This window comes from Sorangium sp. So ce1504, from assembly GCF_051521635.1.
GTDB classification, from domain to species: domain Bacteria; phylum Myxococcota_A; class Polyangia; order Polyangiales; family Polyangiaceae; genus Sorangium; species Sorangium cellulosum_B.
Genome location: NZ_CP150365.1, coordinates 6,535,723 through 6,555,033, shown reverse-complemented (window position 1 = coordinate 6,555,033; position 19,311 = coordinate 6,535,723). Strand labels below are relative to the sequence as shown.

Genomic DNA, 19,311 nt, shown 5'->3' with positions numbered 1-19,311 from the left:
GCGTGAGCCAGATGGCCGCGGAGGAGAGCGCTCGGCGCAGTCACGCGATATCGCGCGATTCGCACAACTCTAACGATGTCAGATTTCCGGCGTCGCTCGCCTTGGGCGGCGACCACGTCGCCGCTACTCTCGTCAGATGCGCGAGCTCACCACGCCGCCCGATACGATCCTCGACCCGAGCACGGGAGCGGCGCGCGTCGGGTCCTACCGGGGCGATCTCCCGCGCGTCGACCCGGCGCTCCTCGCGCCGCGCAGGCTCGATCGGCTGCTCAGGCACAAGCGATGGGTTTACGTGGCGATCGCGTCCGATGAGGTCTTCGTCGCCGTCGCGGTCGTGCACCTCGGCTACCTGTCGATCGCGTTCAGCGTCGTCTTCGACAAGGCAGGCCGGCGATTGCTCGTGGACCGCGCGGCGTTCGGGCCGCCCTTCGCGATGAGCGTGGGCGACGCGAGCGGCGAAGGCCGCTCCGCGCGGGCGTGGCTCCCCCGCGCGCGCGTCCGGATCGAGCGGCCGCGCACGGACGCGACGACCGCGGTGACCGCCGCGCTCCGCGGCGTCGAGCTCGAGGCGCGGCTCGACAGCCGCGCGGCCCCGCCGGCGCTCTCGGCGATCGCGCAGGCCTCGGATGGCTTCCTGATCACCACCGAGAAGCGCCTGCTCCTCGGCGTCGAAGGCGAGGCGTCGGTGCTCGGTCGCCGCATCTCCCTCGACGGAGCGATCGCCAGCTACGACTACACGGGCGGCCTCCTGCGGCGCCGCACGACCTGGCGCTGGGCCCTCGCGCTGGGGCGCGCGGAGAGCGGCGAGCGCGTCGGCCTGAACCTGGGCGAAGGCTTCGTCGGCGACGCCGAGTGCGCGATCTGGATCGACGGCGAGCTCATCCCGCTCGCCGAAGGCCGGTTCACCTTCGACGCGGCGCGGCCGCTCGACCCGTGGCGCGTCCGGACCGCGGACGGCGCCGTGGATCTACGCTTCGTCCCCGGCGCCGCGCACTCGAACCACACGAACCTCGGCTTGCTCGCGTCGGAGTTCATGCAGCCGATCGGCCTCTACTCGGGCACGATCCGCCTCCCGGACGGGCGGCTCCTCGAGCTCCGGGACGTCCTCGGCGTCACGGAGGACCAGGACATCACCTGGTAGGGGCCGGCGGGTCGAGGCCGCGGCTCGCCTCGGTCAGCCGCCGCGGCGCTCGGCGATGAGCTTGTCCAGATCGTCCTCGGTGATGAGCTTCGTACCGTACTTGCGCGCCTTCACCGCCTTGCTCGACGTGGACGCCACGTCGGCGATGACGAGGTAGTTGAGCTCCTTCGTGACGCTGTTCAGCACCCGGCCGCCGTTCGACTCGACGAGGTGGGTGAGCTCGCCGCGGGGACGCGCGCCCGCGCCGGTGAAGCAGAACGTCAGTCCGGCGAGCGGGCCTTCGGCCTCGGGCGCGACCGGCACGATGCCGGCGGCGAGCAGCCGCGCGATCTCGTCGCTGCGGGCGCGCAGCCCTCGAACGATGCTCGCGGCCTTGATCGCGCCTAGGCCCGGGATGCCGGCGAGCTCGTCCTCGCCGGCGGCGAGCAGCTTCTCGATCGTCGTGTACCCCGCCGACACGAGCAGCCGCGCGGTCTGGATCGCGAACCCCTCGATGCCGAGCGCCGCGAGGAACACCGGCAGCGCGAGCGGGAGGCGGCTCTTCAGCTGCTCCAGGCACTTCGTCGCGCTCTTCTCGCCGCGCCGATCGAGGTCGGCGATGCTCTTGACCGTGAGCTTGTAGAGGTCGAGCGGCTCTCGCACGAGGCCCGCGGCCACCACCTGCTCGATCAGCTTGTCGCCCCACTCCAGCGCGCCGACGGCGTCGATCCAGTTGTGGATGCGCCCCTCGATGAGCGCGCGGCACGCGGCGTTCCGGCAGAGGAGGTACTCTCCCTCGACGACGAGCGGCGCGCTGCAGACCGGACAGACCGATGGAGGAACGGCGGCGGGGCCGCGCTTCTCGACGACCTCCTCGACGTACGGGATCACGTCGTTGCGGCGCGAGACCAGCACCTCGTCGCCCACCCCGATGCCGAGGCTCCGCACGTTGGCCGAGTTGTGCAGGGAAGCGCGCCGGACGTTGGCGCCGGCGAGCTCCACCGGCTCGACGATCGCCACCGGGGTGACCCGGCCGCTCGGCCCGGTGTCCCACTGGATCGCCACGACCGTCGTCACCTTGGCGGGCGACGCGAACTTGAAGGCGACCGCGCCGCGCGGCCGGCGGTTGACGTCGCCGAGCAGGCCCTGGAGGTGGAGCGAGTCCACGTAGACGACGAGCCCGTCGATCTCGTAGTCGAGGCTCGCGCGGAGCTCGCTCGAGTAGCGCCGGTAGAGCTTCACGACGTCCTCGACGCTGCCGTGCGCGGTCTGCGGCGTCGCGAAGCCGAGCTCGCGCAGCCAGGCGAAGCGCGCCCGGCACGTCGGGATCTCGAGGTGATCGGCGACATCGTAGAAGAGCACGGTGCAGTGCTCCGCCCCCTGGCCGTCGAACCGCTTGGCCGCGCCCGCGGCCATGTTGCGCGGGCTGGTGACGCCGGGGAAGTGGCGCTTCATGTCCGAGAGGCGAAGGATGATCTCTCCGCGCACGGACAGCCGGCCCTTCTCCCGGATCCGCGAGGGGATCCCCTTCATTCGCGCGACGTTCGCGGTGATCCGCTCGCCCCACTCGCCGTCGCCGCGGGTGATGGCGTCGACGAGCTTGCCGCCCTTGTAGATGACCTCGATGGAGATGCCGTCGAGCTTCTCCGCCACGAAGAGGTCAGCCGCGACGCTCGAGATGGAGCCCGGTGCCGGCGGCGCGGCGCCCGTGCCGCCGTCGCCGTGCCCGTCCTTCACGAGGATCTCGTCGCACCGGGCGACCCAGCCCAGGAGCTCGTCCTCGGAGACGACCTTGTTGAGCGAGCCCATCGGGATCTCGTGCCGCGCCTTCTCCCACTCGGTGATCAGGGAGGCCGAGCCGACCCGGGCGAGCACCGGGTGCGCCGGATCGAGGGCGCGGAGCTCGTCCTCGAGGGCGTCGAACGCCGCGTCCGAGATCTCGGGGTGCCCTGCGTAGTAGCTCGCCCTGTATTTCTCGATGCGCTCGGCGAGCTCCTCGATCCTCGCCTTGTGCTTCGGATCCGTCGCGAGCCCGCCCTGCAGCGCGTTGCGCGCTCCGGCGTCGTCGTGGTGTGCCTGCGTCATCGCTTGCCTCGGCTCACTCGAGCTCTGTGTCGCCGGCGCGCCGGGCGGCGGCGAAGAGATCCCCCATGTCCATCGCGAGCTCGGACGGGAGCTCGTCTTCCCGGAACAGCCTGACCTCGCGGATCTCGAGCGGGTTTTGCGGAGGGCGCGTCGGCGCGGCGATCCGGGCGGTGACGACGACCGTCACGGCGTGGAAGCGGATGTCGCGATCGGGCCGCGAGTACACGCCGACGACCCGCCCGAGCTCGACCTCGGTGACGCCGGCCTCCTCGGCGAGCTCCCGCACGATGCTGTCGCGGAGCGTCTCTCCCCATTCCAGGGTGCCTCCCGGGAGCGCCCATGTTCCGGTGTCACTGCGGCGAACGAGCAGCCACCGGCCGTCGGCGGTCTGAGCGGCGGCGGCGATCCCGACGACAGGTCGCCGGAGCAGCGCGCGCGCGACCTCCTTGGCGAGGGCGAGCACGGAGCGCGGCAACAACGACAGGGGAGCAATTTCCATGAGAATTTTTGTGACGTGCGGGGAAAGCATAGGAGCGATCGGGCGCCGCCGGGAGAGGGTTCCGTGCGGCCTCGGCGGATCCTGCGGACGTCCATGAGCCGTGCGGCTCAGGCTCGGTCGCGGGAGAGAGGCAGGCTACGCTCGTCCCCATCATGGCGATCGAGCGGAGGGCGATGCGCGCTCCTGTCGGGTTGTACGGCTGGGCTGTCCTCTGCGGCGTGATGGCCTGGGGCGCGGCGCTTGCGCTCGCGTCGCTCCCGAGCTGCACCGACGAGCGGCTCGCGACGCCGCGCCCTCAGGCGGGCGTCTCCGCCAGCGCGGGCGCCTCGGGGGGAGCGCCGCCCGATGCGGGCGCCGACGAGGGGCCGGCGAACCTATGCGAGTGCCTCGCGGCCTATGGCGGCGAAGCCGGGCGCTGCGGCGATTGCTTCAACGAGCATGCGTCCCGCGGTGGGCGCTGCGAGGCGGAGCTCGCGGCGTGCGACGGGGAGCCTGAGTGCAGGCCGATCAGCCTGTGCCTCAAGGGGTGCGGCCACAACAAAGCCTGCCAGACGGCGTGTGTGTTCCCGGACGATGCGGGCGCCGCTCACCGGATGTTCCAGCGGGTGCTCGCCTGTGTGTGCGCCGCGTGCAGCGCCAGGTGCACCTACTCCGGCGCGCCGCTCGAGTGCGCCGCGCCCGCCGAGGTGGACGGCAGCGGTGGAGCCGCGGGCGCCGCCGGGGCAGGTGGCGCTGGCGCCGGTGGGGCTGCTGGCGTCGGCGGGGCAGGTGCCGCTGGCGCTGGCGGAGCTGCTGGGGCGGGTGGCGCTGGTGCGGGTGGGGCTGCGGGCGCCGGCGGGGCAGGTGGCGCAGGTGCCGGTGGCGCTGCGGGAGCGTCCGGAGATCAAGGAATCTGACGATCCCTGCGCGCCAGTTGGCGCGTGGTCCACGCCGGGTCCCCGTGCGGTAGGCTTGCCGAATGGAGAAACCGGTGATCTGGGCGGCCCTTCAGCTCTCCAGCCAGGAGAACGTGAGCGAGAACCTGGCGCGGGTCGAGGTGCTCGTCGTCGAGGCGGCGCGCCGTGGGGCGACGACGGTCGTGCTGCCCGAGAACTTCGCGTACATGGGCAACGAGGAGGGGAAGCGCAACATCGCGGAGGACCTCGACGCTGGCGGCGGCCCGATCGCGCGTCGTCTCGCCGACGCGGCACGCTCCGCCCGGGTGACCGTCGTGGCCGGCGGCTTTCCCGAACGCGCGCACGATCCGGCGCGGCCGTACAACACCTGCGCGGTCTTCGGGGCCGACGGCCGGCTCACCGCGCGCTACCGGAAGATTCACCTCTTCGACGTCGAGATCGCCGACGGAACGAAGTACCGCGAGTCGGCGTCGACGACCGCCGGGGATCGCCCGGTCGTCACCGAGATCGACGGCGTGAAGCTCGGGCTGTCGATCTGCTACGATGTCCGGTTCCCGGAGCTCTACCGCGCGCTCTCGTCCGGGGGCGCAGAGGCGATCGCCGTCCCTGCGGCGTTCACCCTGCTCACCGGCAAGGACCACTGGCTGGTCCTGCTCCGCGCCCGGGCCATCGAGGCCCAGGCGTACGTCGTGGCTGCGGCGCAGTGGGGCAAGCATCCAGGCGGGCGGGCGACGTTCGGGAAATCGTGCGTCATCGATCCGTGGGGTGAGGTGATCGCTCAGGCCTCGGAAGGGGAGGGGATCGCGATGGCGATGCTCGACCCCGCCTACCTCGATCGGGTCAGGGCGAACCTACCGTCGCTCACGCATCGGAGGCTCTGATCGTCGTGTCATGGGGGTAAGCACTTTGTCCTCGCACCGGAGGCGGCGGTGCCGGCGCTCCGCAGGGTCGATCTCTGCCGTCAGCTCACTCGGCAGAGGCGTCGCTCGGCTCCGTCTCTCCGGCCGAGGGCGGCGTGCTGCCGCGCTTGGACAGGAGGGCGCGGAGCTCTGCAGGCCTGCGGAAGCCGATGCGGCGGGCGACCTCTCCCTCGGTTAGCCCCTCATGCAGGAGCGTTCGCGCGCGCTCCGCACGCACCTCATCGTAATAGACGTGGGGCGATGACCCGAAGGCGGCACGGAAGAGCCGTGCGAAGTGAAACTCGGACAGATCGAGGTCCAGCGCGACCTCGTAAGAACGGATCCTCTGGCCTGCTTCCGCGGCGCTGCGGATGCGGTCGCGGCCGAGCAGGATCCGCTCCGAGGTACTGCGCGGCAGCGGGGCTGCCGCGCGCAGTGGTGGCGTGGATCGGGAGGCGCCGGTCGCTGCAGCGCGCTCGCGCGGCGGCTGCGCGCCGTGGCTGGGCGCAGCGACGCCAGGCGTGGGGAGCGACGCCGGCCGTGCGGCAGGCGCGCCGCTCGGAACCGACAGGGAACATGCGGCCGGCATGCTGTGGGACGAGGAGGGTGCGAGCGGAGTCGAGATGGGAAGCGCAGTCGTCACGAGTACCTCTCCAGCGGTGAAAGGGCGGTGTCTCGCGGTCATCGCGGCCACCGGCGCGACGTATTGCAACCAGCAGGCCGCAAGCTGACGCAGCGCTCTCGGCTCCCGTGGGTCGGCATTCAGCAGCACAAAATATCGCGATTGCCCGGCAACCTGCTCGCGATGTCCGACGGGGTGTGGCCTGCCGTTCACGTGGCACAGGCGCCAGAGATCACCCGCGGTTGGCACATTGTGTCTTCGCGACGTGCACGCCATGTCGGTTGCCTGCATCGCGACATCCTCGCGGCGAGCTCATGGGGGTCAGGGAGGATGAATGCTGGAGCGCGGCGCCGCATCCAACGACGTCCGCGCGAGGCGCGAAGTCGCCGCGACCTCTCGAACGAGGGATCGATGTCAGACGTCGATCTCGGCGTTCGGCGCGCGCTCCATGATGAAGCGGAAGCGCGCCTGGGCGTCCTTGCCCATCAGCTCGTTCAGGATGCGATCGGTCTCGATCTCTCCCTCGATCACGATGCGCAGCGCGCGCCGGCGTCGGATGTCGAGCGTGGTCGCCTTGAGGTCCTCCGCGGGCATCTCGCCGAGCCCCTTGAACCGCGAGATATCCGCCTTGGCCGTCTTGGGGAGCTTCGCGAGGACCCGGTCGCGCTCCGCGTCGTCGAGCGCCCAGTGCGTCTCCTTGCCGACGTCGATCCTGTAGAGGGGCGGCTGCGCGAGGAACACGTGCCCGCCGCGGAGCAGGCCGGGCAGGTGCCGGTAGAAGAACGTCAGCAGCAGCGTCGCGATGTGCTGGCCGTCGCTGTCGGCGTCCATGAGCAGAAAAATCCTTCCGTAGCGCAACTTGGAGGCATCGAAGTCCTTTCCAAAGCCGCAGCCCAGCGCGCTCACGATGTCCTGGAGCTCCTTGTTGCCGAGCACCTTCGAGGTCGAGGCCTGCTCCGCGTTGAGCACCTTGCCCCGGAGCGGGAGGATCGCCTGGGTCCGGCGGTCCCGGCCCTGCTTGGCCGAGCCACCTGCGCTGTCGCCCTCGACGATGAAGAGCTCGCTCTCGCTCGGATCGGTCGAGGCGCAATCGGCGAGCTTCCCCGGGAGGTTGAGCCGGTGCGACACCGGCGTCTTGCGCAGGACCTGCTGGGTCGCCTCGCGCCGCGCCTCCCTGGCGCGCGCCGCCAGGATCGCGCGGGCCACGATCGACTCGCCAGCCGTGCCGTTGTGGAGCATCCACTGCTCGAGCGCCGGCCGGACCAGGCCCTCGACCGCCGGCCCAGCCTCCGCGTTGTTGAGTCGATCCTTTGTCTGCCCCTGGAACTGCGGCTCCTGGATGTAGATGGACAGGACACCCACGATCCCCTCGCGGATGTCGTCGGCCGTCAGCGTGACCCCCTTCGGCTGGACCTTCTTCGCGTCCATGAACGCGCGGACCGCCTTCACGATCGCGCCGCTGAAGCCGGACTCGTGCGCGCCGCCCGCGTGCGTCGGGATGCCGTTGACGTACGACTTCACGTACTCGTCGGTCGACTCGGTCCACTGGAGCGCGGCCTCCAGGCGGATCTCGCCCTCGCGCGCGACGTAGAAGATGGTCGGGTGCGTCACCGGCTTGCCGCGCTGGGTGACCAGCTTCGGCAAGAAGTCCGCGATGCCGTTCGGGTGGAGGAGCTCGATCGACTCTCCGGACGAGAGATCGCGGAACGCGATCTCGAGCCCTCCGTGGAGGTACGCCTTGGCCTCCAGGCGCTCGCGGATGGTCTCGGAATCGAAGCGCCGGCCCTGCCCGAAGATCTCCGGATCGGGCCGGAAATGGATGCTCGTGCCGTGCTTGCGGGTGGGCGCGCCCTTCTTGAGCTTGCTGGTCGGCGCGCCGCGCGAGAACGTCTGCTGGTGCTCGAACCCGTCGCGCAGCACCCGGACTTCCACGAGCTCGGAGAGCGCGTTGACGACGCTCGAGCCGACGCCGTGGAGCCCGCCTGAGACCTTGTAGCTGTCGCTCGCGAACTTCCCGCCTGCGTGCAGCGTGCAGAAGATGAGCTCGAGCGCGGGGCGCTTGTACCGGGGATGGACGTCCACCGGGATCCCGCGCCCGTCGTCGGTCACGGTGGCGCCCTGGAGATCGGCGTCGAGCGTCACCTCGATCCGCTTCGCGTGCCCGTTGATGGCCTCGTCGACGGCGTTGTCGACGATCTCCCAGAGCAGGTGGTGGTAGCCCCTGGCGTCGGTGCCGCCGATGTACATGGCGGGGCGCTTGCGGACGGGCTCCAGCCCCTCGAGCACCTCGATGTCAGCGGCCGTGTAACGTGCGCCGGAAGCGGCGCGGACCGGGGGATTCGTGGCGGCCATGTTCAGCTCACCTCCAGCGTCGGTACGACGACGGCCGGCGGCACCACGCGGGCGAAGCGGTCGCGTCGTGCGATCGGCTCGCCCTGGGTGCCGCGCTGGCCGGCGATCTTGCTCGCGGCGATCTCGAGCGTCTTGCCCTTCTCCGTCTCGACCGTGATCGCGTCGCTCGGCCTGAGGGCGAGCGCGGCGCCGATCAGGCGCTCACCTTCGGCGACCCGCATGACGACCGAGCCCTTGCCCGGGCCGGAGAGCAGCGCGAGCTCCTCCACGGCTACGCTGAGCGCCCAGGCGTCGCTCGAGGCGCAGATCACCCGGTCGGCGCCGTCCACCGCGTGGACGAAGAGCACCTCGTCGCCCTCGTTCAGCTTGGCGAAGCGACGCCCGGAGCGCGTCGATGGATCGCGGTGCGGCCGCAGCGAGAACCTGAAGCCGAGGCCTCCTCGGGTGATCGCCAGCGCGAAGGGCTGCTCCGGCTCGGCGGAGTCCGGGGTCTGCGCCGGGACATCGAGCGCCCTCGGATCGAAGGACATCAGCGCGATCAGCCGCTCGCCGTCTGCCAGCTTGAACAGCTTCTGCACGGGATCGCCGTAGCCGGTCGACTGCGGCACGTCGTGGATGCGGCACACGTAGCACGCGCCGAGGTTCGAGAAGAACGCGACCGTCGACCGCGTCGAGCCGGCGACGACCGCGAGGACGCTGTCTCCCTCGCGGATGCGCGTCGAGGCGAGATCCTTCACCTCGCGGACCCGCTTCACCCAGCCCTGCGCCGAGAGGATCACGTTCGCGTCCTCGGCCACGATGAAGTCCTCCGCCTGGTACTCGGGCTCGTCGATCGAGCCGACCACCTTCGTGCGGCGCTTCTCGCCGTAGGATCCCTTGATCTCGACGAGCTCGTCGCGGACGATCCCCCAGCGCTTCGCGTCGCTCCGGAGCAGCCCTTCGATCCGCTTGGCCTCGGCGCGCTTCTCGCCGAGATCCTTCTGCACGAGCAGGATCTCGAGCCGCGCCAGCCGGTAGAGCTTGAGCTCGAGGATCGCGTCCGTCTGCTCCTCGTTGAGGGTGAAGCGCTTCATCAGCTTCTCGGCCGCGTCGGCCTTGCCCTCGCTCTTGCGGATGATCCGGATCACCTCGTCGAGCGCGTCGAAGATCTTCTCGAACCCCTCGAGGATGTTGATCCGCCGCCTCAGCTCGCCGAACTCGAACTCGAGCCGCCGCGTCACCGTCGCGTAGCGGAAGTCGAGGAACTTCGTCAGGATCTCGTGCAGGCCGAGCCGTCGAGGCGCGGCGATCTCCGCGTTGTCGGTGGGCACGAGGCAGGTGAGGTTCACCTGCACGTTGATCGCGAGCGGCGTCTGTTTGTAGAGGTACGCCATCACGAGCTGCGCGTCGGCGCCGCGCTTGAGCTCCATCACGATGCGCACCTCACCGGTCGACTCGTCGCGCACGTCCACGAGCGTCGGCAGCTTCTTGGAGAGGATCACCTCGGCGATCTTCTCGACGATCGCCTTCCGCTCGATGCCGTACGGGATGGAGGTGATCACGATCTGCGGAGCGGCGCCGCGCTTGCCGTCGCCCTCTTCCAGCTGCCACTCGCCGCGGAGCTTCAGCGAGCCCTGGCCCGCTGTGTAGATGGCCTCGAGCTCCTTCTTCGTCGCGTGCAGCTGACCTCCGGTCGGGAAATCCGGGCCCTTCACGTACGAGAGCAGCCGGTGGGTGGTGAGCTCGCGGTTCTCGATCAGCGCGACGCACGCGTCGATCACCTCGCCCAGGTTGTGCGGCGGGATGCTCGTCGCCATCCCGACGGCGATCCCCTGCGAGCCGTTCACGAGGAGGTTGGGGAAGCGCGACGGAAGGACGATCGGCTCGAAGCGGGTCCCGTCGTAGTTGGGACGAAAGTCCACGGTGCGCTGGCCGAGCTCGCTGAGAAGCTCCAGCGCGAGGGGTCGGAGCTTCGCCTCGGTGTAACGCATCGCGGCGGGCGCATCGCCGTCCACGGAGCCGAAGTTCCCGTGGCCGGCGATGAGCGGCGCCCGCATCACGAAGTCCTGCGCGAGCCGGACCATCGCGTCGTAAATCGCGACGTCGCCGTGCGGGTGGTACTTGCCCATCACGTCACCGACGACCGCAGCGCTCTTCCGGTACTTCGCGTCCGGCCCGAGGTGCAGGTCGTGCAGCATCGCGTAGAGAATGCGGCGCTGCACCGGCTTCAACCCGTCGCGGACGTCGGGCAGCGCGCGGGACGTGATGACGCTGAGCGCATAGTTCAGGTACCGGCGCTGCGCCTCGTCGGCGAGCGAGGTGTCGGGCGCCGGGGGCGGCGGCGGCTCGCTGTCACCGGGCCGGCCGCCACGGCGGCCCTTGCGGGACGCGTCACCGTCGGACGGAAGGGAGGGGGTTCGAGACACGCGATGCTCCAGGGAGTGCGCGGGCACCGGACGAACAGGTGCTCCGATGTTCAGGTGAACGCTGGCGAGCCTCGGCAATTACCCAGGGGCTCGCGCTCGGTCAAGGCTGCCTCGCGGGAATTTCTGGCAGCGAGTGCTCGCCTGGGCTCGTGCGGACCCTGGCATAGCGTCAGATGGCCGCGAGATCGACCCGAACACAGGGCAGCGCAGCGCAACCTGGCGGCGACGCCTTGATTTCGGCGTCCGCCCTTGAGACTCACGGCGCGCTGGGCTACGGGGTGGCGCCTTGTACGCGACAGGCACCCGTCCCATGCTTCGCCTTCTCGGCCGCTGGCTGCGGCTCGTCTGGCTCGGCCTCTTCCTGGTGTTCGTTGCAGTAGCGGCGATACGACCCCGGCTCGCGGCAGCCCAGGTGCCCGGAGGTGCTCCGGGCGCGCAACCGCCCCGGGACGGCGCCACGCCTGCCGCCCCGGCCAGCGCTGCGCAGCCACCCGCGCCGGCCGACGCGACCGTAGGAGCCCAGCCTGGCGCCGGTACACCTGCGCGGGTCGCCGCCGACGCCGTCGAGCCGACGATCCATCTGGCGCCCACGGAGGCCGAGCTCGCTCGGGGGCAGCCGGTCGCTCAGGTCGCGATCGCCGGCAACCGGCGGGTCTCGACCGAGGACGTGCTCGTCTACCTCGGGCAGACGCGGGTCGGCAGGCCGTTCACCCCCGAGGGGCTGGCCCGCGACGTGCGCGAGCTCTGGGACTCCGGCCTGTTCGACGACGTCGAGGTCGACCTCACGCGCCGCGACGACGGCGTGAGCCTGAGGGTGCTGGTCCGCGAGCGCCCGAGCATCAAGGCCATCGAGTTCTCCGGCAACAAGGAGATCGATAGCGAGGACCTCACCGAGGCGCTCTCGGTCGAGATCAAGACCGGCACGATCCTGAGCTACGCGGCGATCCGGCGTGGCGTGCAGAAGCTCCGCGACAAGTACGCCGAGGAGGGCTTCTTCCTCGCCGAGGTCAGCTACGAGGTCAAGCCGGAGCGGGAGAACCAGGTCACCGTCAAGTTCACGATCAAGGAGCACTCGCCGGTCACCGTCCGGCGCATCACGTTCATCGGCAACCAGAACATCTCGGACGAGGAGCTCCGGGAGGTCATGATCACGGGGCAGGGGGGCTTCTTCGCCTTCGGCACCGGCGGTCCGTTCCGCCAGGACGCGTTCGAGCGCGACGTCCTCGTGATCAACGCGCTCTACTACGATCGTGGCTTCCTCGCGGCGCAGGTCGCGACGCCCAGGGTGATGCTCACGCCCGACCGCACGGGCATCGAGGTCACGATCACGATCAACGAGGGGCCTCGCTTCCGCATCCGCTCGCTCCGCGTCTACGAGCGCGACGCCGACGGCCGCGAGATCGAGCCGCTCGGCGGGCGCCGCGCGCTGCGCGAGATGGTGCGGGCCAAGCCGGGCGACTGGTTCAACCGCGCCGAGCTGGCGAAGGATCTCGGCGCGATCCAGACGCTCTACCGGGACGCCGGCTACGCCAACGTCGAGGCGTCGCCTGACACCCAGCTCGACCCGGACAGGCGCGAGGTCGACATCACCGTCGGCATCCGCAGAAACCAGCTCGTCTACTTCGGGCGCATCGAGATCCGCGGCAACACGAAGACGCGGGACAAGGTGATCCGCCGCGAGATGGAGGTGGAAGAGCGGCGGCTGTTCAGCGAGACGAAGCTGGAGCGATCGAAGCAGCGGATCACGGCGCTCGGCTACTTCGAGCGGGTCGACATCTCCACCGAGCAGGGCGACGACCCCCAGCACATCAACGTCAACGTCGACATCGGCGAGAAGCCGACGGGCACCTTCCAGATCGGCGCGGGCTTCTCGAGCGTCGAGAACTTCATCGCGACGGCGCAGGTCCAGCAGGCGAACCTGCTCGGGAGCGGTCAGTCGCTGTCGCTCCAGGCGCAGATCTCCGGATCGCGGCGCCTCATCGACGTCCGCTTCTTCGAGCCGTACCTGTTCGACAGCCCGTTCTCGGCGGCGGTGAGCGTCTACAACCAGCTGCGGACCTACACGGAGTTCTCGCAGACCTCCACCGGCGGCTCGCTCACGCTCGGCTACCCGCTCATCGAGCCGGAGCTGCGCGCGCAGCTGACCTACACGCTGGAGAACGACGAGATCTCGTCGGCCACGAACACCGGCCTCGGCACGGCAGAGGAGCGAGCCTCGTTCCAGCGGCTCCCGCTCTACAACCTCTTCAACGCCGGGCTCACGTCGAGCATCCGCCCTGCGCTCACCTTCGACACGCGCAACAACCAGCTCTTCCCGACCTCGGGCATTTATCTGCAGGGCTCGGTGGAGCTCGCCCACAGCGTGTTCGGCAGCGAGAACGAGTTCCTGCGGTACCGCGCCACAGGGAGGTTCTACTACCCGATCACGGACAGCCTGGTCCTCAAGCTGAACACCGAGGCCGGCATGGTGACGAGCCCCAACCCGCAGGGCGTGCCGATCTTCGCCCGCTTCTTCCTGGGCGGCATCCTCGACGTGCGCGGCTTCGAGATCCGGGACATCGGCCCGCGCCTCCCGCTCCGCGAGTCGCTCGATCCGAACTCGCTGCCTATCGCGAACGGCGCGAACATCGGCGGCAACCTGATGTACTACCAGAACCTCGAGCTGGAGTTCCCGATCCTCGAGGCCGTGCAGATCAAGGGCGTCGTCTTCACGGATCTGGGCAACGCCTGGAATCTCGAGAAGCTGTACTGCAACGCCGCCCCTGCATCGCCGCACGACGTCACGAACCCGTGCTTCTCGGCCGAGCGCCTCCTCGACGTCCGCACCTCGTGGGGATTCGGGCTCCGGTGGTTCTCCCCGCTCGGACCGCTGCGCTTCGAGTGGGGCTTCCCGTTCAAGCGGCTGCCCTACGAAGAGACGTACAAATTCGAGTTCAACATCGGCAACTTCTTCTGAGCCCCTGGCCAGCGGGCGCAGCAGGGACGTGCGCGTTCCCCGGGGGGGCTGACGGGGGGCTGGTGCGCGGCCGGGCGGACCCTGCCTCAGAGCGTCCTGGATGGCGCGCAGCGGACGTCGCGGCCGCTGGAGGGCGGGTCGGCGCCGGGCGGATCGCCGTGAAGTCCGGGGGCAGCGGTTGCTCGTCGGGGGCGCCGCTGTTAGGTGGAGATCCATGCGCCCGGAGCACAGCTCGATGGGGTTCCCCAAGCCAGGCAAGGCCCTGCTGGGGATGATGATCGCGATCGGCTGTATCTGGGTGATGTTCACCCTGGGCCTGAACTGGGGGGGCGCCGGCGAAGGCGTGCTCGAGCCGTTCCTCGGCATCAGCGAGAAGGTGCTCCACGGTCAGGTGTGGCGGCTGCTCACCGCGCCGCTCGTCCACAACCCGAGCGACCCCTGGCACTTCGTCACGACGCTGCTCGGCCTGTATTTCCTCGGTGCCTCGCTCGAAGAGCGCTGGGGAGCCAGACGCACGCTGGCGTTCCTGTTCGGCTCCGCCGCCTTCGCGTTCGCGCTCCAGGTGGTGGTGGGCGCGCTCCTCCCGAAGGTGGCACGGCCGGTCTTCTACGGCGGGCTCGGGATGATCGAGGCGGTCGCCGTCGCGTGGGCGCTCGCGCACCGACATGCCACGGTCCGCCTCTTCTTCGTCCTCCCCGTGACGGGCACCATGCTGCTCGTCTTCATCTTCGGGATCTCGGTGCTCAACGTCATCGCCATGCGCGCGCCCCCCGAGGGGCTGATCACGCCGTTCGGGGGCATGCTCGCGGGGTATCTCTTCGGCGACTTCTCCCCGCTGCGTCGCTTCTATCTGCGGATCCGCTTCCGTCAGCTGCAGGCGCAGTCCGCCGCGCTCCGCCGCGTCCCTGCGGCGCGCGGCCGCTCCGGGGGCGTCCCGCTGAGGGTCATCCCCGGCGGCCAGAAGGACCCCCCGAAGGACAAGCGCTATCTCAATTGAAGGGGTCGCGCGGCGCCCCCGCCCCGGCCGCGCTCCCAGGTATTCAGGGCGTGGCGCACCGGCGGAGCTCTTCGAGCGTCTTCGCGCGGGTCAGGCAGCCGAGCTCGCCGGGGTCCACCTTGCTCCCGGCAAGCTCCCGCTTGCAGTCGGATGTCCACTCCGACGAGAGCCTCTCGCCCTCGCTGTCGATCACCACGGAGGCTTTCCCCGGGCCCCCTGGAGAGGTGGACCCCACCCGCTTTGCCTCTGCTGCCCACGCGGTGCGCATGCCCTCGCCGATCGTGCGGCAGTCTTCTTCGGACATCGTCTTGGTGCAGCCGCCGAGGACCGCGCTCGCGAGCACGAGGAGGGCCACTGCGGCGCGCTGCTCGCCAAGCGAACGGCTGCCCACGCGAGCGCGTGCTTGGCCAGCGAGAGGCCATGAGCGCGGCCTGCGCGGGAGAGCTGCCTTCGGTTGGCGAGCAGGCCAGCCCACGGCCTAGCTGTCGATGAAGCTCTTGAGCTGCTTCGAGCGGCTGGGGTGCCGGAGCTTGCGGAGCGCCTTCGCCTCGATCTGCCGGATGCGCTCGCGCGTGACCTCGAAGTCCTGACCGACCTCTTCGAGCGTATGGTCGCTCTTCTCGCCGATGCCGAAGCGCATCCGGAGCACCTTCTCCTCGCGCGGCGTCAGCGTCTTCAGGACCTTACGGGTCTGCTCCGCGAGGTTCATGTTGATCACGGCCTCCGCGGGCGAGATCACGCTCTTGTCCTCGATGAAGTCGCCAAGGTGCGAGTCCTCTTCCTCGCCGATGGGGGTCTCGAGCGAGATCGGCTCCTTCGCGATCTTCAGGACCTTGCGCACCTTGTCGAGCGGGAGCTCCATCTTCTCGGCGATCTCCTCGGGGGTCGGCTCGCGGCCGTACTCCTGCACGAGGTAGCGCGAGGTGCGGATCAGCTTGTTGATCGTCTCGATCATGTGGACCGGGATGCGGATCGTCCGCGCCTGGTCCGCGATCGCGCGGGTGATCGCCTGCCGGATCCACCACGTCGCGTACGTCGAGAACTTGTAGCCTCGCTTGTACTCGAACTTGTCGACGGCCTTCATGAGGCCGATGTTCCCTTCCTGGATGAGGTCCAGGAACTGGAGGCCGCGGTTCGTGTACTTCTTCGCGATGGAGACCACGAGGCGGAGGTTCGCCTCGACCAGCTCCGCCTTGGCGCGCTCCGCCATCCGCTCCCCCTCGCGGATGTTCTCGTAGGTATCGCGGATCGCAGCGACGTCGATGTTGAGCTCTTCCTCGACCTTCTTCAGGCCCTTCTGGGCGTTCTTGATGGTCGATTCGAAGTCGTTGAGCTCCTCGCGGTTGACGTTGAGCTTCTTGGCGAGCCGCCCCTCGAGGGCGCGGTTGCCCTTCACCTTGATGAGCTCGCGCTTGAGCTCGCCCTTCGAGAGCCCTGTGCGCCGCTCCAGCTCCGTCGCGCCCGCCTCGGCCTTCTCGACCTTCGAGATGAGGCTCTTCAGCTTCTGGACGATCTTGTCGATCGTCCGCTTGTTGAGGCGCATCTCCTCGAGCGTCGTCACGAGCTCGGCTGTCGCCTGCGTCACCTCGACGTCGATCTGCTTGCGGCGGACCTCCGTCTTCACCTCTTTGCGCTCCTCCAGGAGCTCCGCCTTCTTCTTGTCGACGCGCTTCACCTTGTCGATGAGGCGGATGATGCGCCGGTCGGCCTCCTCCTCGTCGAACTCCTGATCGTCGTTCTCGGCGTCCTTGATGAGCTCCTTCACCCGGATCTTGTGCTTCCGGAGCTTCTCTCCGAGATCGATGATCTCGCGGACGGCGATGGGGGAGTCGAGGATGGCGGCGTTGACCTTCTGCTCGCCGATCTCGATCCGCTTCGCGATCTCGACCTCGCCCTCACGGGTGAGCAGCGAGACGCTGCCCATCTTCCGGAGGTACATCCGGACGGGGTCGTTCGACTTCGAGTAGTAGTCGACGTCCTCTTCCTCGCGGTCGGGCGTGACGACGAGCTTCTTCTCGCCCGCCTCCTCGTCCGCGATGCGCTTCGGCGCGATCTTCACCTGGGTCGCGCCGTCGACGATCTCGATGTCCTCGTCGCCGAGGGCGCCCACAACGTCGTCGAGCTGATCGGGCGCGACGTCCGCGGGGAGCGCGTCGTTCACCTCGTCATAGGTGAGAAAGCCTTTGCTCTTGCCGGTTTCGACGAGCTTTTCGAGCGTCTTCCGGTCCTTCTCTGACCGCTCGGCCCGGATGCCCGCGTCTCCTTTGTTGCTTGGGCGTGCCCCCCCCTCGGCGTGCCCGCGTGTCGATGCGTGCCGCGCGCCGTTCAGCGCGCCGCCCCCCGCAGCCCTCGCGACCCCGCCTGCCCGACCGGAAGATTGCTTGGCCTTGCTCGCCATTACCTCATGCTCCACTTACGGCGATCAGCTCGCCGCGACCGACAAGACACCCAATGACTCCGATAAACTCTAGGGATCACGCACGTCGGGTCGCCACGGCGAGGCGACCCGGAACGCATCAAGGAAGACCGAGACCCCCCGCTCTCCGCTGGAATAGCTCACGCAGCAAAGCGTTTTCAGCATCAGCGTCGACCGCGCTCTTCTGGAGCTGGCTCACGACGGCTGCTTTCTGTCGCGCCAGGGCTTGTCTGCTCAACTTTTGTGAATTCTCCAAGAGCGTCGCCTTGGCCGTTGAGGCCGCTTCGAAGACAGGCGAGACCAGCCGTCCAGCCGCGAATGAATGGATCGGAGCCGGGACTTGCGCAAGAAATTCGCTGGCGACAAGACCCATTTCAAAAGTGAAATTTTGACGCGCCGCAACAATCGCCAGGGCGACGTCGCCTTCGAGGCACTCCAGCGCCGTCTGGAGATCGTCGTCGGCCAGCAGCTCGGGAAAATCGAGGATCGCGCCCAGGATCTCCAGGCTTACCTCCTGGATTTGCGTGCGTGAGCGAGCGCGCTCCCACGTCTCGGTCGTCTGTCCGGAGGGGATCACCTCGCGGCTAGGCTGGCTCCGCGGGCGGGAGAGGGACTCCTCGACGACGCGCTCCAGCTGCCGGAGGTCGTCCGGTGAGCGGCCGCCGATCACGAGCTTCGAGGAGAGGCGATCGGCGTAGAGCTTCGCCATCATCCTGAGGTTCGGGTCGTCTTCGTCGGCGAGCAGCGTCGTCACGGCGCGCACGCGGGCGAGCTGCTCGGGCAGCGACGAGCCTCCGAAGCTGTCGCCGTCGAGCGCCTCGTCGATCAGGTGCTCGAGCAGGCCGCGCGCCGCCTTGACGATGCGCGCGATCGCCTCGGGGCCGTGCTTGCGCGCGAGGTCGTCCGGATCGACGCCGGAAGGCAGCACGGCGACGCGCGCGCTGAGCCCCGCCTCACGGCACGGGGCGCGCGCCGCGCGCGTGGCCTTCTTGCCGGCCGCGTCGCCGTCGAACAGCAGGATGACCGCGGGCGCGAAGCGCTTGATGAGCTTCGCCTGTCCGGGCGTGAAGGCGGTACCGAGCGGAGCGATCGCCTGGCCGATGCCGCGCGCGTGGAGCGCGACGACGTCGAAGTTGCCTTCCACGAGGATCGCCTCGCCGCGCTGACGGATCGCCTGGCGCGCCTGGTGCAGCCCGAAGAGGTGCTCGCCCTTCGTGTAGATCGGCGACTCGGGGCTGTTGATGTACTTCGCCGGCGCGCCGTCGGCCTGCGGCGCAGGGCCAGTGAGGCCGAGCGACGAAAGCTCGGAAGGGCTGGGATCGGGCAACGCGCGTCCGCTGAACGCGATCACCCGGCCCATCACGTCGGTGACGGCGAACATGAGCCGGTGCCGGAAGCGGTCGTAGTGTCCGCTCCCCGACGAGCGCGGTACGAGGAGCCCGACGCGCTCCGCGAGGACCGGGGAGACGCCCTGCTGTCGCAGGTACGTGGAGAGCCCGTCCCAGCCGAACGGGGCGTAGCCGATCCGGAACGCCTGGAGGGCGTCGGCGATCGGATCGGCGGCTCCATCGCCGTCGCGGAGGGGCAGGCCGCGCCGCTCGAGCTCCTCGTGAGCGTGGCGCGCGAGCGGGTGAGGAGCGCTGCCCGGCCCCCCGCGGAGGCTGTGCTCGAAGAACGTCGCGGCGAGGTGGTTGACAGCATAGAGGTCGTCCTTCGACCTGCGCGCCGCCTGCGCCTCGCGCCGCTCGACCTCGGTCAGCGACTCCGCCACCTCGATGCCGGCGCGTTCGGCGAGCGCGCGGACCGCCTCGGCGAACGTCCGGCCTTCGAGCTTCATCACGAAGTCGATGGCGCTGCCGGTCTCCTTGCAGCCGAAGCAGTGGTAGAACCCGCGGTTCGGGCTCACGTGGAAGCTGGGCGTCTTCTCCTTGTGAAAGGGGCAGAGCCCGGTGAAGGAGTGCCCTCGGCGGGTGAGGCGCACGCTTTCGCCGATGAGCGCTACGAGATCCGTGCGCTCTTTCACGAGCGCGATCGTCTCCGGAGAGATCATGGGCTGCCTTGGGG

Annotated in this window: 13 protein-coding genes; 5 read left to right on the top strand and 8 right to left on the bottom strand. The window is 69.5% G+C overall.

Annotated features, from left to right (window positions below):
* Positions 1-136: 136 nt before the first annotated feature.
* A complete protein-coding gene (locus WMF39_RS24535) occupies positions 137-1,141 on the top strand; it encodes a DUF2804 domain-containing protein (RefSeq protein ID WP_437747873.1) in 1,005 nt (334 codons plus the stop codon).
* A 33-nt stretch (positions 1,142-1,174) separates the two neighbouring features.
* Here WMF39_RS24535 and ligA read toward each other — a convergent pair whose 3' ends face one another.
* On the bottom strand, positions 1,175-3,205 hold the full coding sequence (gene ligA / locus WMF39_RS24530) for an NAD-dependent DNA ligase LigA (protein WP_437747872.1): 2,031 nt from the start codon (positions 3,203-3,205) through the stop codon (positions 1,175-1,177).
* Positions 3,206-3,218: 13 nt separating this feature from the next.
* Positions 3,219-3,704, bottom strand: coding sequence for an NUDIX hydrolase (locus WMF39_RS24525; RefSeq protein ID WP_437747871.1), 486 nt, complete (start codon positions 3,702-3,704; stop codon positions 3,219-3,221).
* 152 nt (positions 3,705-3,856) lie between these two features.
* Between WMF39_RS24525 and WMF39_RS24520 the strand changes: the two genes are divergently transcribed.
* Complete coding sequence (locus WMF39_RS24520) at positions 3,857-4,600, top strand: hypothetical protein (RefSeq protein WP_437747870.1); 744 nt, start codon at positions 3,857-3,859, stop codon at positions 4,598-4,600.
* Between the two features lie 62 nt (positions 4,601-4,662).
* Positions 4,663-5,481 carry a carbon-nitrogen hydrolase family protein gene (locus WMF39_RS24515; RefSeq protein WP_437747869.1) on the top strand — a complete coding sequence of 273 codons (819 nt, stop codon included), beginning with the start codon at positions 4,663-4,665 and terminating at the stop codon, positions 5,479-5,481.
* Positions 5,482-5,566: 85 nt separating this feature from the next.
* Here WMF39_RS24515 and WMF39_RS24510 read toward each other — a convergent pair whose 3' ends face one another.
* The 3 genes from WMF39_RS24510 to WMF39_RS24500 all read right to left on the bottom strand — a co-directional run bounded on the left by WMF39_RS24510 (position 5,567) and on the right by WMF39_RS24500 (position 10,878).
* Positions 5,567-6,412 carry a helix-turn-helix domain-containing protein gene (locus WMF39_RS24510; RefSeq protein WP_437747868.1) on the bottom strand — a complete coding sequence of 282 codons (846 nt, stop codon included), beginning with the start codon at positions 6,410-6,412 and terminating at the stop codon, positions 5,567-5,569.
* 123 nt (positions 6,413-6,535) lie between these two features.
* A complete protein-coding gene (locus WMF39_RS24505) occupies positions 6,536-8,473 on the bottom strand; it encodes a DNA gyrase/topoisomerase IV subunit B (RefSeq protein ID WP_437747867.1) in 1,938 nt (645 codons plus the stop codon).
* Between the two features lie 2 nt (positions 8,474-8,475).
* Complete coding sequence (locus tag WMF39_RS24500) at positions 8,476-10,878, bottom strand: DNA gyrase/topoisomerase IV subunit A (protein WP_437747866.1); 2,403 nt, start codon at positions 10,876-10,878, stop codon at positions 8,476-8,478.
* A gap of 310 nt (positions 10,879-11,188) precedes the next feature.
* Between WMF39_RS24500 and bamA the strand changes: the two genes are divergently transcribed.
* Positions 11,189-13,834, top strand: a complete 2,646-nt coding sequence (bamA, locus tag WMF39_RS24495; RefSeq protein WP_437747865.1) for an outer membrane protein assembly factor BamA — start codon at positions 11,189-11,191, stop codon at positions 13,832-13,834.
* 214 nt (positions 13,835-14,048) lie between these two features.
* Positions 14,049-14,831 (top strand): rhomboid family intramembrane serine protease, encoded by a 783-nt coding sequence (locus WMF39_RS24490; protein WP_437747864.1) that lies wholly within the window; start codon positions 14,049-14,051, stop codon positions 14,829-14,831.
* Between the two features lie 43 nt (positions 14,832-14,874).
* Here WMF39_RS24490 and WMF39_RS24485 read toward each other — a convergent pair whose 3' ends face one another.
* The 3 genes from WMF39_RS24485 to dnaG all read right to left on the bottom strand — a co-directional run bounded on the left by WMF39_RS24485 (position 14,875) and on the right by dnaG (position 19,297).
* Positions 14,875-15,222: a hypothetical protein gene (locus tag WMF39_RS24485; RefSeq protein WP_437747863.1), complete on the bottom strand. Its 348-nt coding sequence runs from the start codon at positions 15,220-15,222 to the stop codon at positions 14,875-14,877.
* A gap of 87 nt (positions 15,223-15,309) precedes the next feature.
* The gene (gene rpoD, locus WMF39_RS24480) at positions 15,310-17,229 is read right to left on the bottom strand and encodes an RNA polymerase sigma factor RpoD (RefSeq protein WP_437301468.1); all 1,920 of its coding nucleotides are present in this window, start codon (positions 17,227-17,229) and stop codon (positions 15,310-15,312) included.
* Between the two features lie 118 nt (positions 17,230-17,347).
* The gene (gene dnaG / locus WMF39_RS24475) at positions 17,348-19,297 is read right to left on the bottom strand and encodes a DNA primase (RefSeq protein WP_437747862.1); all 1,950 of its coding nucleotides are present in this window, start codon (positions 19,295-19,297) and stop codon (positions 17,348-17,350) included.
* Positions 19,298-19,311 lie beyond the last annotated feature (14 nt).

Excerpts from the sequence above, each read along its gene's own strand:
- WMF39_RS24535 (WP_437747873.1), top strand. The coding sequence starts at position 137 with ATGCGCGAGCTCACCACGCCGCCCGATACGATCCTCGACCCGAGCACG.
- bamA (WP_437747865.1), top strand. The coding sequence starts at position 11,189 with ATGCTTCGCCTTCTCGGCCGCTGGCTGCGGCTCGTCTGGCTCGGCCTC.
- rpoD (WP_437301468.1), bottom strand. The coding sequence starts at position 17,229 with ATGGCGAGCAAGGCCAAGCAATCTTCCGGTCGGGCAGGCGGGGTCGCG.
- WMF39_RS24490 (WP_437747864.1), top strand. The coding sequence starts at position 14,049 with ATGCGCCCGGAGCACAGCTCGATGGGGTTCCCCAAGCCAGGCAAGGCC.
- WMF39_RS24515 (WP_437747869.1), top strand. The coding sequence starts at position 4,663 with ATGGAGAAACCGGTGATCTGGGCGGCCCTTCAGCTCTCCAGCCAGGAG.
- WMF39_RS24525 (WP_437747871.1), bottom strand. The coding sequence starts at position 3,704 with ATGGAAATTGCTCCCCTGTCGTTGTTGCCGCGCTCCGTGCTCGCCCTC.
- dnaG (WP_437747862.1), bottom strand. The coding sequence starts at position 19,297 with ATGATCTCTCCGGAGACGATCGCGCTCGTGAAAGAGCGCACGGATCTC.
- WMF39_RS24505 (WP_437747867.1), bottom strand. The coding sequence starts at position 8,473 with ATGGCCGCCACGAATCCCCCGGTCCGCGCCGCTTCCGGCGCACGTTAC.
- ligA (WP_437747872.1), bottom strand. The coding sequence starts at position 3,205 with ATGACGCAGGCACACCACGACGACGCCGGAGCGCGCAACGCGCTGCAG.
- WMF39_RS24510 (WP_437747868.1), bottom strand. The coding sequence starts at position 6,412 with ATGCAGGCAACCGACATGGCGTGCACGTCGCGAAGACACAATGTGCCA.
- WMF39_RS24520 (WP_437747870.1), top strand. The coding sequence starts at position 3,857 with ATGGCGATCGAGCGGAGGGCGATGCGCGCTCCTGTCGGGTTGTACGGC.